The organism is Streptomyces sp. H51 (assembly GCF_035656535.1).
Taxonomy (GTDB): domain Bacteria; phylum Actinomycetota; class Actinomycetes; order Streptomycetales; family Streptomycetaceae; genus Streptomyces.
This window is the reverse complement of the sequence record NZ_JAYMHD010000080.1, coordinates 1-14,976: the sequence shown is the minus strand read 5'-3', so window position 1 is coordinate 14,976 and position 14,976 is coordinate 1. Positions and strand designations below refer to the sequence as shown.

The following is a 14,976-nucleotide window of genomic DNA, read 5'->3' as shown; positions in this document are numbered from 1 at the left end:
TCAACGGCCTTCCACTGGTGCCAGATCGTATGAAGGTGTCCGCACGAGAGTCCCCTGCTCGTCGAAGGCGAACAGTCGGTCTGGGCGCAGCCGGAGTCTGACGATGTCGCCGAGGACGACGTCGTGAATGCCCTCGATCTGTACGACGAAGGGTGTTTCGCCGACGAGCACATGAACGAAGGTTTCGGATCCGGAGATCTCGACGAAGGTGACCGTTCCCTCGACACCGTCGGAAGCCAGGCTCACATCGGTGGCACGCAGTCCGAACTGGTAGGCGCTGTCGGGCAGGTCGGCCAGGTGCGCGGAGACGTGCGTGGCCTGGAAGCCGGCTACCGTCACCTGGCCGTTCTCGATCCGGCCGGCGAAAACGTTCATGGGCGGGTCGTTGATGATCGATGCCACCGTGGTGGTCGCCGGGCGTTCGAAGACCTCCTGAGGGGTACCGACCTGGAGGATCCGCCCCTCATGCATGACGAGGAGCACGTCCCCGAGCATCATTGCCTCGGTGGGTTCGGTGGTCGTGTAGACGACGATCGTGTCGCCCTGATCCGAGAAGAGGGCCTTGAACTCGTCGCGTAGCTGTTCGCGCAGCTTGTAGTCCAGATTCGCCAGCGGCTCGTCGAGCAGGAGGATGCCGGCACCTCGGGCCATGGCGCGAGCCATGGCAACCCGTTGCTGCTGGCCGCCGGAGAGCTGGGAGGGCTTGCGCTTCGCGAAGTCGGCGAGTCCCACGCTGGCCAGGCTTTCGCGAACCCTCCGCTGGATCTCGTCCCGCGACAGTCCAGCCCGCTTGAGCGGAAAAGCCACGTTGTCGAATACGTCGAGATGCGGATAGTTGATGAACTGCTGGTAGACCATGGCAGTGTCACGCCGCCACACCGGCGTATCGAGGAAGTCGGCTCCCGCCCGAGTCAGCGAGCCGGAGTCCACCTTCTGCAGACCGGCCAGGGCACGTAGCAGCGTCGTCTTGCCGGCCATCGTCCGGCCGATGACGGTGTGGAGACGTCCCGGCTGAAAGTTGGCGGTCACGTTCTTGAGATGGTCGACACCGTCGACGGTGAGGCACAGATCAGTGGCGATGAGGTTCATCGGACCGCTCCCGACAGGTTCCCCTTGGACAGTAGGCGCTCCACCCAGAGGGCGAGCAGGATCAGCGGTGCCACGCCGAAGAGCGCGGCAGCGGACAGCGTCCACCACGGTGGGATGGAGGAGTTGAGAGCGACCACCGCCTGGGGCAGGGTCTGTACCTCGGTAAAGGTCAGCCGAAAGGCGAAGAAGAAGTCGTTCCAGCCGAACACGGCGCAGAACATCGCCGCCACAGTCAACCCGGGCAGGGAGTTCGGCAGGATCGCCCGCACGAAGGTCTGGAACGGGGGGCAGCCGTCCAGCATCGCCATCTCGTCGATCTCCCGGGGGATGCCGTTGAAGAAGTCCACCATCACCCAGACCGCGATGGGCAGCAGCAGTGCGACGGTCACGATCACCAAGCCCATGATGCTGTCCAGGAGGTCGCCCCATTGCAGGAGGTAGAAGAAGGGGATGACGAGGACGACGGGCGGCATGATCCTTTGCGATACGAAGAAGAAGACGATGTCGCTGTTCTTGATGAAGCCCAGCTTGAACCGGTACCGGGACAGTGCGTAGGCGGCAAGGGACCCCAGCGCCAGACTGATGGCCGATGCTGCGATGGTGACGAGGGCACTGTTGATGAAGGGATCGGTCAGATCGACGCCGCCGGCTCCGCCGAAGATGTTGCGCCAGCCGACGAGAGTGGGTTCGTACTGCACCCAGGGGAGGTAAGTGGGACCTCCCTGGACCGCGTTGGCGTTTTTGAAGCTGGTAGTCATCGCCCAGAAGAACGGTCCCGCGACGAAGCAGGCCCATAGCGCGATCACCATGTACTTGAAAACGAGATAAAGGCGCGACCTCATGAGTCCCCCTTCAGCTTGAACGCCCTGGTGAGCAGGGCAGCGACGACCGTGAGCGTGACGATCATCAGGACGAGGTAGGTCAGGGACATCGCTCCGCTGTATCCGGTCTGCTGATCACGGAGCCCCTGGATGTAGAGGTAGTAGCCCGGCGTCTCCGTGGAGGATCCCGGCCCGCCGGACGTCAGGACGTAGACGCTGTCGGAGAGCTTGGATGCTTCGATCAGGCGGATGATGACTGCCGCGACCGAAACCGGTGCCATCAGCGGGAAGGTCACCTTCCAGAAAGTGCGCCAGGCGCCGGCGCCGTCGATCGCGGCGGCCATGAACGGCTCCTTCGGCAAGCTCAGCAGGCCTGCCAGCAGCAGCAGAAACATGAAGGGAGTCCACTGCCAGACTTCCACGGTCATCAGCGCGACCAGCGCCGGGCCGGATTCGGTGAGCCAGGGGACACCTCTCAGGCCCAGCATCTGCAGCAGATCGTTCACCGGCCCCAGCGACTCATGGAAGATCGTCTGCCAGATGGCGGCCATCACCACGGGCGTGGTCATCATGGGGACGAGGAACAGCACCCGCCACAATCTGCGGCCTCGTACGTTGCGCCAGACCAGCAGAGCCATACCGAACCCGATGACGTACTGGATCAGGACAGTGCCACCCGCCAGCAGGATCAGTCGGGTGATGGAGGCCCAAAAACGGCTGTCGTGCAGCACCGCGGTGTAGTTGGCGCCTCCGACGAAGTCCATCCGAGGGTTGCTGACGTTCCAGCCCGAGAAGCTGACGCGGATGGTGAACAGAAGCGGGAAAATGATGATCAGAAAGAGAGTGAGCAGTCCCGGCAACAGGAACATGCTCTTGTGCCGACGAAGGCCGTCCATGGTTCTCCAAGCAGCTGGGGGTCGGCGCCCTTGGTGGCCGGCCGGTCCGGTCGGCCACCAAGACATCCGGCGGTCGTATCAGGAGTTGTCCTCGAGCGCGACCACGGCGCGGTAGGCGCTCTGGACCTTGGCCTTACCGATCTGGTCGGTGACCTTGGACCATTCGCGGGCTACGTCGTCCAGCGCTTGCTGAGGGGAACTCTGTCCCGCCAGAGCCGCGGCCACCCCGTTGGCCAGCGCGGACATGTACTGGTTGACACCAGGAACGCGCAGGTCGAAGACGCGGTTGCGGCTCTTTTCCATGCCGGAAAGCGTGCGCACGTAGGATTCTGCGACGTCCTTGTCCCAGCCCTGCTTCTCCCAGAAAGCCGGGTTCATGTGGGCGCTGCGGTAGGGGTTGACGCCGAATCGGCCGATGGTCAGGTCGAGGGCGGTGTTGGCCTCGTTGCTGAAAAAGCACAGGTAGTCGAAGGCCATCTGCTGATGACGCGAGGCCTTGGCCACTGCTGAGGTCCATCCCCAGGTGAAGTAGGGCGCCTGGTTGGCCTTCTTGTCCCAGGATTTCGTGGTGCGGTTGTAGACCTCTGTGGAACCCGGCAGCGGAGCCGCCTGGATCTTGTTGCGGATCCTGCTTTCCGGCTGCTGTGCCTGGATGAAGGAGTCGTCCCAGGAGTAGGACATCAGCGTCTGCCCGCCTCCGAAGGAGAAGATTTCGTCTCCCAGACCGAAGTTGGCGCCGCCGGGCGGCCAGGTCGACTTCGCTTTCACCATGTCGTCCAAGGCGCGGACGAAGCCCGGCGTATTGATCAGTGGCTTCATGCTCTGGACGTCGAAGAAGACTCCGCCCTTGACATCGGGGTTCTTCACATACGGTGCTGCCCGGCTGATGAACGCGGAGAACGTCAGGTCGTCGCGCTTGGTCACCTCGGCACTGCCGTAGTTGCGCTTGCCGTCGCCGTCGAAGTCCTTGCCGCTGAAGAACCGGGCTGTCTGCTGGTACTCGGCCCACGTCTTGGGGATGTGCAGGTCCTTGCCCCCGGCCCTCTTGTACTGCGCCTGCCACCGGGGGTTCTTGAGCACATCGGTGCGGACCTTGAGGTAATGCCGGTCCCCGTCCACCGGGTACTGCATGACTTTCCCGTTCCAGGTCGCCACGTCCATGTAGGCCTTGGTGACGTCCTTCATGCCGGGCGAGTTCAAGTACTTATTTGGTACCGGTGCCAGGTACGGGGCCATGTCGCCGATCCACAGGGATGGATAGAACATGACGTCGTACGCCGGCTGGTTCGCCTGCAGGGGCGTGAGGATCTTCTGGTGCAGTTCACCGAAGGGGACGTTGACCACTTCCACCTTTCCGCCGGTGATCTCCTCGAACTGCTTGGCGTGCAGCTGGGTGGGCTCGCCGATGACCGGAACGGCGTGGCTGATGATCTTCAGTGTCTGTCCGGAGTAGTCCTTGCGGCTGGTCGACTGGTAGCTACAGGGACCGGGAACGTCCTTGACCTTCGTCGCCGGGTAGTCCTTGCCGTACTTCTTGTAGCTGATCTCGGAGCCGGCCCGGAAGAGCGCGGCCTTCTCCTTGGGCTTGGCCTGTGTCTGGTTCTGGGCGGTGCATGCGGTTGCGGTCAGGGCCGCGACGGCCACGACGGCGACGATGCCGGTGAACGGTCTCTTGTGCATCGGGTTGCTCCTGGCGTGTCAGGGAATCAAGATCGCTCGACCGCGCACGGCGCCGGCGTCCAACTCGTCGAGGGCCTGCTGGAAGGAGGCGAGGGGATACCGCTGGGTGTGAAGGGTGACCTTGCCGCGTTCCGCCAGGACCATCAGTTCGGAGAGGTCGTTGTAGGACCCCACGAGGTTGCCGATGAAGTTGATCTCCGTCGAGATGACATCGATCGTCGGAACATGGAGGTGGCCGCCGTAGCCGATGACGTAGTAATTGCCGTTGCGGCGCAGGCAAGCAATACCTGTCTCCACTGCGCCGCCCTCACCGACGAAGTCCAGGACTGCTTCCGCGCCGTGTCCCGCGGTGAGGTCCCGTACGCGGTCCGCTTCGCTGCCGTCCGCTACGAGCGTGTGGTCGGCACCGAGTTCCTTGGCCAGCGCCAGGGACTCAAGACTGCGGTCAATGACGATCATTTCGACCGGTGAAAGAGCTCGAAGCACCTGGATACCGATGTGTCCCAGTCCTCCGGCGCCGATGACCACAGCCCTGTCGCCGGGGCGCAGCATTCGGACCGCCTTGGCGACAGCGTGGTACGCCGTGAGCCCGGCGTCGGCAAGGGCCGCGACCGAGGCCGGCTCGAGGGAGGGGGAGAGGCGTACGACCGAGCGGGCGGTGGTCTTCAGGTACTCGGCGTAGCCCCCGTCGGTGTCGATGCCGGGAAAGGCCGAATTCATGCAGTGCACGTCGTCGCCGGCCCGGCAGGGACGGCACAGACCACAGGTCACCAGCGGGTGCAGAATGACCGGGTCACCGACCTTGACATGGGTGACAGCCTGCCCGACCTCTGCGACCCAGCCGGCGTTCTCATGACCGATCGTGTACGGCAGGGCGACGCCGCTCTTGGCCTTCCACTGTCCTTCGAGGATGTGCAGATCGGTCCGGCAGACTCCGGCCCCCCCAATCCTCACGATCACATCGAGCGGACCGGTGATCTGCGGGTCCGGCACATCCACAAGCACAGGCGGCTCGTCGTATTCGATGACCTGCACGGCTTTCATGGGCGGCTCCCTGCGAGTCGGCGGGGTGGTTGGTGCGCCGATTACACAGGCCACCGCCCACAGACCGATGTCTCAAAAGCCGTCCGTGGATGTCTCAATGTGATACAGACCGTGCGCTCGAAGCCGCCGGCCTGCTCCAGTCGATACCGAGGGAACGGGGACTGCTGCAGAGTGGGTGACACCTGACCTGACCTGCTGAGATGCGGTGAGATGCGGCCTGGAAGGACGTCACAGTGCCCGAGCCGTATCCCAAGCCGTATCCCAAGGGTTCCGCGAGGACGTCGTGCGGGTCGCGCGCAACCGCGAGCCCGGCGTCACGCTGGAACAGATCGCCGCCGACTTCGGCGTCCACCCGATCACGCTGTCGAAGCGGCGGTGGCGGTGCCGGTGGCGTGCCGGGTGCTCGGGCCGGCCCGTCGGCCCTACCACCGGTGGCCGGCCGGGCCGGTCAGCGACGCCGAACTGGCCGGGGCCCACCGGGCCGACGCCCTGTTCGACGCGCACCGCGACGATCCCGAGTTCGGGCACCGCTTCCTTCTCTGCGGAGCGCGCGTCGCCGGTCAGCCGATGGCCGACCAGAACCTGACCCTGTCCTCACGCCAGGCCGCCGACGGCCTGCCCGGCGACGGCATCAACCCCCGATACGCACGAACCTGCTCGTGCCGCTCCACGGAGCCCACCGCTCCACCTCCCGATCAAGGTGTTGCGACGATCAGCTGAGTCCGTCCGATTCCGGTCCCGCAAGGTCGCCGCCGTCCTCACCCGGCACGGCCTGGTCGGCTCGATGGGCCGGGTCGGGCCGCCGACGACAACGCCGCGATGGAGAGCTTCTTCGCACTGCTGCGGAAGAACGTCCTCGACCGCCGAGTCTGGGCCACCCGCGAGGAGTTGCGGATCGCGATCGTCACCTGGATCGAGCGGACCTACCACCGCGCCGACGGCAACGATGCCTGGGCCGATTGACCACCGTCGAGTACGAGACCATCATGACCCCACCCGCAGCTCTGGCTGCATGAACCCCGCTGTCACCCGATCATGCAGCAGTCCCATGTGTGACGCGCACCATACGGGAGTGTCAATGGCCCGATACCAGCCCGCAAGCTCCTTGAAATTGGCCAAAGAGCTGTACCTGGAAGTCACCAAGGAACCGATCGCCCAACCGCTCGTGGTCGCCTCCTGGCAACGCTCGATGGAATACGAAGTGAAGTCGGGCAGCCTTGACGCTCCCTACCTGGAGAACGCAAATCTGGACAGCCTCCTGGCAAGAGCGGCGCTGCCACTCCTGGACAAGTTGCACAGACAGCTTGCCGATGAACCGGTATCCACGATGATCACGGACAGAGACGGAGTGGTGCTTTCCCGGAAGGTTTCCCACGAGGGCCTGACCACGCAACTCAACCGCGTCTGTCTGGCCCCTGGGCATGTGTTCTCCGAGCGCTACGTGGGCACCAACGGCATTGGGACCGCACTGGCCAGCGGCCGCCCGGTCACGATCGCTGGAAAGCAGCACTACGTCGAGGATCTGAGGGAATTCCATTGCGCGGCTGTCCCCATCCTGCATCCCACACGGCGCACGTTGCTGGGAGCCTTCAACCTCACTACCCTCCGTCAAAGCTCCGACGACATGCTGCTGGCCTTCGCCTGTTCGGTTGCGGCCCAGATAGAGGGCGAGATAGCGGCGATCAGCTCGCGGCGGGAGCGGGCCCTTTTCCAGGAATACATTGAGGCTTGCTCCTCGGTACGACCAGGCCTCGTGCTGGCCCTCAACCGCGATCTCGTCATGATGAACGAGCAGCTCAGGACAGCAGTGACCGGTCCGGATCACCATGCGCTCCTCGACCATGCCCGTGAGATCGCCGACGACCGTCAGTTGGAAGGAACACGCAGTATCGCCCTGCCCTCCGGACGGGTCGCCGAACTCAGGGTCAGCCGATGTCGGTGCGAGGAAGGTGACGGTGGAGCCATCCTCAGAGTCCGCCTGATCGGGCGCTCCCAACTCGACCGCGCGGATTCGGCCTCGCCCGCCGGACCGGTTCTGGGACTGGTGGGTTCGTCTCCGCAGTGGCTGCGCGCCGTCGCCGAAAGCGAAGCGGCATTCCTGACAGGGACGCCCCTTCATCTGATCGGGGAAGCCGGCGTTGGCAAGAGGACTCTCGTGGAAGCCCTGCACCGGTCCCACAGCGCCGGACGCCGCCTGGAAATGGCGGAAGCGCCAGTATCGGATGCGCCTGCCGTCACCGAGCGCTGGCTGCACGACATCAGGGAGCTGTTGGCCGTGCCGTACGTCGTCCTTGTCTTGCGTGATGTCCACTTGTTGGGCGACCAGTTGCGCCAGCAGCTCAGGAGCCTTCTGACGCACTTGGACGGCAAATCGACAGGACAATTGGTGATCACCAGTCAGCCTTCGATGGTTGGCGCCTACGACCAGTTGGACCAGCTCTGCCGAGCCGCGGTGGTGGTGCCACCCCTGCGTCATCGCCATGGCGACATCGAGCACCTGGCACGTTCGTTCCTGCGCAAGTACCGGCCAAGTGGCGAGAGCACACTCTCTGCGGATGCGCTGACCCTGCTTCAACGATGCCCCTGGCCGGAGAACGTTCGCCAGCTCGAGTCGGTGATCCGCAGCCTGGCGCGACAGCCTTTCGGTCAATCGATCCAGGTCGAGGACTTGCCACCGGAATGCCGGGTGTTCTCGCGCAAGGTCCTGACCACTATCGAGGCGCTGGAACGCGACGCGATTCTGCGTGGCTTGATGGTCCGCAACTCCAACGTCCAGCGCACCGCGCAGGACCTGGGAATCTCCCGTGCCACGATGTACCGAAAGATGCGCCGGTACGGGATCGTCCCGTCGAGCCTGACCTGACCCCGCCGCCGTGGTCGCCGAGCGCCGACGCGCGGCTACCAAGGCGACGAGCTGTGGGAACTGGCTGTGGGAACTGTTCCAGCGGGTGGTACCACCTGCTCCGACCCGGCCGCAGGGCGGAGGCCGGCGCCGGTACGGGGACCGAGAGGTCCGCGCGGCGATCATCTTCATGGCCACGACCGGCTGCACCTGGCGGCAGCCGCCGCCGGTCTTCGGCCCTTCGGGGCCGACCGCGCACCGCCGCTTCCCCGAATGGACCGCCGCTCGGTTCGGGGCGACGCTCCACCGCCTCGTCCTCGACGAACTCGGCTCGCGCGGAGACCTGGACTGGTCGCCCCCGTTGCCGTGCGCGCGTCAGGGTGGTCGAAGGCGCGGCCGAGAACGTCGATGGCGTCCTGCTGGATGCGGAGTCGGACGTGGGCGTAGACGACGGCGGTGACGCCGATGTGGGCGTGGCCGAGGAGTTCTTTGATGACGACGGGTTCGACGCCCTGTTCCAGGAGGAGGGCGGCGGTCGAGTGGCGGAGGTCGTGGAAGCGGATGCGGCGGAGGCCGGCCTTGCGCAGGAGTGTGGTGAAGGTGCGGGTGAGGTTGCACGGTGGCCGCCGGTCGCGAGGGCCCACCCGCCTCGCCGAGCGGGCGCGACGGGATCAGTGTGGGCGGCCATGTCGCCGCACCACCCCGCCCGGTCAGCTCCCCGCCATCTCCCACACGAGCACCTCGGCCGACGTCACCCCGACCGCTTCGAGGTCCTCGGCGTCCGTGACGCGGGCCGCGTCGCCCGGGGTCAGGGCCTCGTCGGCGAGGCGGATCTCGCCGCGCACCACGTGTACGTAGAGGTACGCGCCGTCCGGGAGGGCCGTGCGCTCGCCCGGTGCCAGGCGGCGTACGTGCAGCATGGCGGCCGCCTCCGGGACGGCGTAGGGGGTGGAGTCGGCGATGCCGCGGACGATGTCGTACGAGGGGTCGCCGGCCGGGTCCCGGGGGGTCAGCCACATCTGTACGAAGGTAAGCGGTACAGGGCCGTCGTTGCGTTCGACGTGGCGGACGCCGGCGGCCGCGCTCAGATGCTGGACGTCGCCGGGGCGGACCACGGTCTCCCGGCCCGTGGAGTCACGGTGCGTCAGTTCGCCCTCGACGACCCACGTCACGATCTCGGTGTGGCTGTGCGGGTGCTCGTCGAACCCGGCGCCGGGGGCGAGCCGTTCCTCGTTGCAGGCGATCAGCGCGCCGAAGCGCAGGTTGTCGGGGTCGTAGTGCGGGCCGAAGGAGAAGGCGTGCCGCGACTCGATGCCGGCCGCCGGGTCGCCCCCTGGGTAGCGCTCCGCAGCGCGCCGTACGTGAATCACGCCCCCACGGTAGCCCCGCCCGCCCGGCGGACCGACCCGCACCCCGCCAGTACATGCGCCCGTCCCGATAAGGCAGTCTTGTCCCCGTGCCCGAACCCGTAACCGGTAGGAACGAAGCCATGGTGCCCGCCGTCCACCCGCACTCCGCGACCCTGAAGAGGCTGGAGAAGTCCTCCGGGAGTCTCGCCGCGCAGGCGATCGCGCGGATGGACGAGACGCTGCCGTGGTACCGGGCGATGCCCCCGGAGAACCGTTCCTGGATCGGGCTGGTGGCCCAGGCGGGCATCGCGGCGTTCACCGAGTGGTTCCGGCGCCCCGACGCCCCCCAGGCGATCTCCACCGACGTGTTCGGGACCGCGCCGCGCGAGCTGACCCGGGCCATCACGCTGCGGCAGACCGTGGAGATGGTGCGCACCACCATCGAGGTCATGGAGAGCGCCATCGACGAGGTGGCCGCGCCCGGGGACGAGAGCGTGCTGCGCGAGGCGCTGCTGGTGTACGCGCGGGAGATCGCCTTCGCGACCGCCCAGGTGTACGCCCAGGCCGCCGAGGCACGCGGTGCCTGGGACGCGCGGCTGGAGTCGCTGGTGGTCAACGCCGTGCTGAGCGGGGAGGCCGACGAGGGGGCCGTGAGCAGGGCCGCCGCGCTCGGCTGGAACTCGCCCGAGCACGTGTGCGTGGTGCTGGGCACCGCCCCCGACGGGGACTCCGAGCTGACGGTGGAGGCCATCCGGCGGGCCGCCCGGCACGCCAAGCTCCAGGTGCTGACGGGGGTGCTGGGCGACCGGCTGGTCGTCATCGCGGGCGGCAGCGACAATCCGCTCGCCGTCGCGAAGTCGCTGATCGGGCCGTATGCGGCCGGGCCGGTGGTGGCCGGTCCGGTGGTGCCGGACCTGCTGGCCGCGACCCGGTCCGCGCAGGCCGCGGCGGCGGGGCTCAAGGCGTGTTCCGCCTGGCAGGACGCGCCGCGCCCGGTACTGGCGGACGATCTCCTCCCGGAGCGCGCGATCGCCGGTGATCCGAGTGCGCGGGAGCAGTTGGTGGAGGAGATCTACAGACCGCTGGAGGAGGCCGGTTCGGCGCTCCTGGAGACGCTCTCCGTGTATCTGGAACAGGCGAGCAGTCTGGAGGGCGCCGCGCGGATGCTGTTCGTTCACCCCAACACCGTGCGCTACCGGCTCCGACGTGTGACTGATGTCACCGGTTGGTCGCCTTCTGACGTACGCTCGGCGTTCACACTGCGCATCGCCCTGATCCTGGGGCGTCTGGCCGATGGAGATCTCCCCTCCTAGGATTTTGTCAGGGGCCCACAAATCCCCTTGCTGTTCTTCGTCCTTGTCCCCACGGGCGGTCGTGGCCGTCCACAAGAGAGAGTGTGAGAGTGCTCGTACTCGTCGCTCCCGGCCAGGGCGCCCAGACGCCCGGCTTCCTGACTCCTTGGCTCGAACTGCCCGGTGCCGCCGACCGTGTCGCCGCCTGGTCGGACGCCATCGGGCTGGACCTCGCCCACTACGGCACCCAGGCCGACGCGGACGCGATCCGCGACACGGCCGTGGCCCAGCCGCTGCTGGTCGCCGCCGGAATCCTGTCCGCCGCGGCACTGGGTGACATCTCCGATGTCGCGCCGGGCGCGGTCGCGGGCCACAGCGTCGGTGAGATCACCGCCGCCGCCTTCGCGGGCGTCCTCGACGACACCGCCGCGCTGACGCTGGTGCGCCGGCGCGGTCTGGCGATGGCCGAGGCCGCCGCCGTCACCGCGACCGGGATGTCCGCGCTGCTCGGCGGCGACCCGGAGGTCTCGGTCGCGCACCTGGAGAAGCTGGGCCTGACCCCGGCGAACGTCAACGGGGCCGGCCAGATCGTCGCCGCGGGCACGCTGGAGCAGCTCGCCGCGCTGAACGAGGACAAGCCCGAGGGCGTCCGCAAGATCGTCGCGCTGAAGGTCGCCGGCGCCTTCCACACGCACCACATGGCGCCCGCGGTCGACAGCCTGGCCGAGGCCGCCAAGGAACTCTCGCCCGCGGACCCGAAGGTCGTCTACGTCTCCAACCGGGACGGGCGGACCGTCACGTCCGGCTCGGAGGTGCTGGAGCGGCTGGTCGGCCAGGTCGCCAACCCGGTGCGCTGGGACCTGTGCATGGAGACGTTCAAGGAACTCGGCGTCACCGCGCTGCTGGAGGTGTGCCCCGGCGGCACGCTCACCGGGCTCGCCAAGCGCGCCCTGCCGGGCGTGAAGACGCTGGCGCTGAAGACCCCCGACGACCTCGACGCTGCTCGCGAGCTCATCGCAGAGCACGCCTGACAAGGAGCCCGGAGCATGTCGAAGATCAAGCCGAGCAAGGGCGCCCCGTACGCGCGCATTCTCGGGGTGGGCGGCTACCGCCCGGTCCGGGTGGTGCCGAACGAGGTCATCCTGGAGAAGATCGACTCGTCCGACGAGTGGATCCGCTCGCGCTCCGGCATCGAGACCCGGCACTGGGCGAACGACGAGGAGACCGTCTCCGCGATGTCCGTGGAGGCGGCCGGCAAGGCGATCGCCGACGCCGGGATCGCCGCCGAGCAGATCGGCGCGGTCGTCGTGTCCACGGTCTCGCACTTCCACCAGACCCCGGCCATCGCCACCGAGATCGCCGACAGGCTCGGCACGGACAGGGCCGCCGCCTTCGACATCTCGGCCGGCTGCGCGGGCTTCGGCTACGGCCTCACCCTCGCCAAGGGCATGATCGTCGAGGGCTCGGCGGAGTACGTGCTGGTCATCGGCGTGGAGCGGCTGTCCGACCTGACCGACCTGGAGGACCGTGCGACGGCCTTCCTGTTCGGTGACGGCGCGGGCGCGGTCGTCGTGGGCCCCTCCGGGGAACCGCACATCGGTCCGACGGTGTGGGGTTCCGAGGGCGACAAGGCCGACACGATCAAGCAGACCGTGTCCTGGGACCGTTTCCGGGTGGGCGACGTGTCCCAGCTGCCCCTCGACGGCGAGGGCAACGTCAAGTTCCCTGCGATCACGCAGGAGGGCCAGGCGGTGTTCCGCTGGGCCGTGTTCGAGATGGCGAAGGTCGCCCAGCAGGCGCTGGAAGCGGCCGGGATCACCGCGGACGACCTGGACGTCTTCATTCCCCACCAGGCCAACGAGCGGATCATCGACTCGATGGTGAAGACGCTGAAACTGCCGGCGCACGTCACGGTCGCCCGTGACGTGCGCACCACCGGCAACACCTCGGCCGCCTCGATTCCGCTCGCGATGGAGCGGCTTCTGGCGACCGGTGAGGCGAAGAGCGGCGACACCGCGCTCGTCATCGGCTTCGGGGCGGGTCTCGTGTACGCCGCGACTGTCGTTACCCTCCCCTAGGCACTCCGTGCCGGATCACCTCCGATCCGGCACGGGACCAGCAACACCTGCCGCTGACGCGGCGGACGCCCAACCCTCTGAATCACTACGAAGGAGCGCCTGACATGGCCGCCACTCAGGAAGAGATCGTCGCCGGTCTCGCCGACATCGTTAACGAGATCGCCGGCATCCCGGTCGAGGACGTCCAGCTGGACAAGTCCTTCACCGACGACCTGGACGTCGACTCGCTGTCCATGGTCGAGGTCGTCGTCGCCGCCGAGGAGCGCTTCGACGTCAAGATCCCCGACGAGGACGTGAAGAACCTCAAGACGGTCGGCGACGCGACCGAATACATCCTCAAGCACCAGGGCTGAGCGATCCGCTAGACCCCGGTTGCCTGCCCCGCCACCCGGCGGTGGCGCCGTACGAATCCTCGTATCCGTTGGAGAAAGAATTCCCGTGAGCCCGACCAATCGCACCGTGGTCGTCACCGGTATCGGCGCAACCACACCGCTGGGTGGCGACGCAGCCTCGACCTGGGAGGGTCTGGTCGCCGGTCGTTCCGGCGTCAAGCCCCTGGAGCAGGAATGGGCCGCCGAGCAGGCGGTCCGCATCGCGGCGCCGGTCGCCGTGGAACCCACCGAGGTCATCCCCCGGCCGCAGGCCCGCCGCCTGGACCGCTCGGCGCAGTTCGCGCTGATCGCCGCCAAGGAGGCGTGGGCCGACGCCGGCTTCGAGGGCAAGGCCGGTGAGGACCCGAACGTCGACCCGGACCGGCTCGGCGCCGTCATCGCCTCCGGCATCGGCGGCGTGACGACTCTGCTCGACCAGTACGACGTGCTGAAGGAGAAGGGCGTCCGCCGCGTCTCCCCGCACACCGTCCCCATGCTGATGCCGAACGGCCCCTCGGCGAACGTGGGCCTGGCCGTGGGCGCCCGTGCGGGCGTGCACACGCCGGTGTCCGCCTGCGCGTCGGGCGCGGAGGCCATCGGCTACGCCATCGAGATGATCCGTACGGGCCGCGCCGACGTCGTCGTCGCGGGCGGCACGGAGGCGGCGATCCACCCGCTGCCGATCGCCGCGTTCGGCAACATGATGGCGATGTCCAAGAACAACGACGACCCGCAGGGCGCCTCGCGTCCCTACGACGTCGCCCGTGACGGCTTCGTGCTCGGCGAGGGCGCCGGCGTGATCGTCCTGGAGTCCGCGGAGCACGCCGCCAGGCGTGGCGCCCGCGTGTACGCCGAGGCGGTCGGCCAGGGCATCTCCGCCGACGGCCACGACATCGTGCAGCCGGAGCCCGAGGGGCGCGGCATCTCGCACGCCCTGCAGAACCTGCTGGACGGCACCGACCTGGTCCCGGCCGAGATCGTGCACGTCAACGCGCACGCCACGTCGACGCCGGCCGGTGACATCGCCGAGCTGAAGGCGCTGCGGAAGGTGTTCGGCGACGACGCGGACCACATGGCGGTCTCCGCCACGAAGTCGATGACCGGTCACCTGCTCGGTGGCGCGGGCGGTGTGGAGTCGGTGGCGACGATCCTCGCCCTGTACCACCGGGTGGCCCCGCCCACCATCAACGTCGACAACCTCGACCCGGAGGCGGAGGCCAACGCCGACATCGTCCGCGGCGAGGCCCGCAAGCTGCCCGTCGAGGGCCGCATCGCCGCGCTGAACGACTCGTTCGGCTTCGGCGGGCACAACGTGGTGCTGGCGTTCCGTTCGGTCTGACGGACGCCTCCCGATCGCACGCGAAGGGCCCGCACCGGTCGGCGAATTAAAGGGGTCGTCGCAACACGCGGTGAGTTGATCAAGCCGCGAGCAGTTTGGACAGACGCTCGGCTGGGGTTTCCCAGCCGAGCGTTTTGCGTGGGCGGCTGTTGAGTTCGGCGGCGACGGCGCCGAG

13 protein-coding genes and 3 pseudogenes are annotated in these 14,976 nt (G+C 67.5%); 9 read left to right on the top strand and 7 right to left on the bottom strand.

Annotation, left to right across the window (positions count from 1 at the left end; genetic code table 11):
• The 5 genes from VKA29_RS31365 to VKA29_RS31345 all read right to left on the bottom strand — a co-directional run bounded on the left by VKA29_RS31365 (position 1) and on the right by VKA29_RS31345 (position 5,530).
• Positions 1-1,089, bottom strand: coding sequence for an ABC transporter ATP-binding protein (locus VKA29_RS31365; RefSeq protein ID WP_324789392.1), 1,089 nt, complete (start codon positions 1,087-1,089; stop codon positions 1-3).
• Positions 1,086-1,931 (bottom strand): carbohydrate ABC transporter permease, encoded by an 846-nt coding sequence (locus VKA29_RS31360; protein WP_324789391.1) that lies wholly within the window; start codon positions 1,929-1,931, stop codon positions 1,086-1,088. Before VKA29_RS31360 ends, VKA29_RS31365 begins: the two co-directional genes overlap by 4 nt.
• Entirely contained in the window at positions 1,928-2,806 is an 879-nt protein-coding gene (locus VKA29_RS31355) for a sugar ABC transporter permease (protein WP_324789390.1), read from the bottom strand. The genes VKA29_RS31360 and VKA29_RS31355 overlap by 4 nt, the downstream gene beginning before the upstream one ends.
• Before the next feature lie 78 nt (positions 2,807-2,884).
• Positions 2,885-4,486 (bottom strand): ABC transporter substrate-binding protein, encoded by a 1,602-nt coding sequence (locus tag VKA29_RS31350; RefSeq protein WP_324789389.1) that lies wholly within the window; start codon positions 4,484-4,486, stop codon positions 2,885-2,887.
• Between the two features lie 18 nt (positions 4,487-4,504).
• A complete protein-coding gene (locus VKA29_RS31345) occupies positions 4,505-5,530 on the bottom strand; it encodes an NAD(P)-dependent alcohol dehydrogenase (RefSeq protein WP_324789388.1) in 1,026 nt (341 codons plus the stop codon).
• 375 nt (positions 5,531-5,905) lie between these two features.
• On the opposite strand from VKA29_RS31345, the gene VKA29_RS31340 reads away from it, so the two are divergent.
• From VKA29_RS31340 to VKA29_RS31325, 4 genes and pseudogenes are all read left to right on the top strand, one after another.
• Entirely contained in the window at positions 5,906-6,250 is a 345-nt protein-coding gene (locus tag VKA29_RS31340) for a hypothetical protein (RefSeq protein ID WP_324789496.1), read from the top strand.
• Positions 6,251-6,287: 37 nt separating this feature from the next.
• A pseudogene (locus tag VKA29_RS31335) lies at positions 6,288-6,546 on the top strand (integrase core domain-containing protein); the annotation flags it as partial.
• 62 nt (positions 6,547-6,608) lie between these two features.
• Positions 6,609-8,393 carry a sigma-54-dependent Fis family transcriptional regulator gene (locus tag VKA29_RS31330; RefSeq protein WP_324789387.1) on the top strand — a complete coding sequence of 595 codons (1,785 nt, stop codon included), beginning with the start codon at positions 6,609-6,611 and terminating at the stop codon, positions 8,391-8,393.
• A gap of 64 nt (positions 8,394-8,457) precedes the next feature.
• Positions 8,458-8,727 (top strand): annotated as a pseudogene (locus VKA29_RS31325) (transposase); the annotation flags it as partial.
• Positions 8,728-8,746: 19 nt separating this feature from the next.
• Here VKA29_RS31325 and VKA29_RS31320 read toward each other — a convergent pair.
• Both VKA29_RS31320 and VKA29_RS31315 read right to left on the bottom strand, forming a co-directional pair.
• Positions 8,747-8,992 (bottom strand): annotated as a pseudogene (locus VKA29_RS31320) (tyrosine-type recombinase/integrase); the annotation flags it as partial.
• Between the two features lie 90 nt (positions 8,993-9,082).
• Positions 9,083-9,739 (bottom strand): pirin family protein, encoded by a 657-nt coding sequence (locus VKA29_RS31315; protein WP_324789491.1) that lies wholly within the window; start codon positions 9,737-9,739, stop codon positions 9,083-9,085.
• Between the two features lie 89 nt (positions 9,740-9,828).
• Here VKA29_RS31315 and fasR point away from each other — a divergent pair, with 89 nt between their 5' ends.
• From fasR to VKA29_RS31290, 5 genes are all read left to right on the top strand, one after another.
• Positions 9,829-11,034: a fatty acid biosynthesis transcriptional regulator FasR gene (gene fasR / locus VKA29_RS31310; RefSeq protein WP_420718607.1), complete on the top strand. Its 1,206-nt coding sequence runs from the start codon at positions 9,829-9,831 to the stop codon at positions 11,032-11,034.
• Between the two features lie 89 nt (positions 11,035-11,123).
• Positions 11,124-12,044, top strand: a complete 921-nt coding sequence (locus tag VKA29_RS31305; RefSeq protein WP_324789385.1) for an ACP S-malonyltransferase — start codon at positions 11,124-11,126, stop codon at positions 12,042-12,044.
• 15 nt (positions 12,045-12,059) lie between these two features.
• Positions 12,060-13,091, top strand: coding sequence for a ketoacyl-ACP synthase III (locus VKA29_RS31300; RefSeq protein WP_324789384.1), 1,032 nt, complete (start codon positions 12,060-12,062; stop codon positions 13,089-13,091).
• 104 nt (positions 13,092-13,195) lie between these two features.
• Entirely contained in the window at positions 13,196-13,444 is a 249-nt protein-coding gene (locus tag VKA29_RS31295; RefSeq protein WP_030040115.1) for an acyl carrier protein, read from the top strand.
• An 85-nt stretch (positions 13,445-13,529) separates the two neighbouring features.
• On the top strand, positions 13,530-14,801 hold the full coding sequence (locus VKA29_RS31290) for a beta-ketoacyl-[acyl-carrier-protein] synthase family protein (protein WP_324789383.1): 1,272 nt from the start codon (positions 13,530-13,532) through the stop codon (positions 14,799-14,801).
• Positions 14,802-14,976 lie beyond the last annotated feature (175 nt).

Excerpts from the sequence above, each read along its gene's own strand:
- VKA29_RS31360 (WP_324789391.1), bottom strand. The coding sequence starts at position 1,931 with ATGAGGTCGCGCCTTTATCTCGTTTTCAAGTACATGGTGATCGCGCTA.
- VKA29_RS31350 (WP_324789389.1), bottom strand. The coding sequence starts at position 4,486 with ATGCACAAGAGACCGTTCACCGGCATCGTCGCCGTCGTGGCCGTCGCG.
- VKA29_RS31355 (WP_324789390.1), bottom strand. The coding sequence starts at position 2,806 with ATGGACGGCCTTCGTCGGCACAAGAGCATGTTCCTGTTGCCGGGACTG.
- VKA29_RS31345 (WP_324789388.1), bottom strand. The coding sequence starts at position 5,530 with ATGAAAGCCGTGCAGGTCATCGAATACGACGAGCCGCCTGTGCTTGTG.
- VKA29_RS31330 (WP_324789387.1), top strand. The coding sequence starts at position 6,609 with ATGGCCCGATACCAGCCCGCAAGCTCCTTGAAATTGGCCAAAGAGCTG.
- VKA29_RS31295 (WP_030040115.1), top strand. The coding sequence starts at position 13,196 with ATGGCCGCCACTCAGGAAGAGATCGTCGCCGGTCTCGCCGACATCGTT.
- VKA29_RS31300 (WP_324789384.1), top strand. The coding sequence starts at position 12,060 with ATGTCGAAGATCAAGCCGAGCAAGGGCGCCCCGTACGCGCGCATTCTC.
- VKA29_RS31365 (WP_324789392.1), bottom strand. The coding sequence starts at position 1,089 with ATGAACCTCATCGCCACTGATCTGTGCCTCACCGTCGACGGTGTCGAC.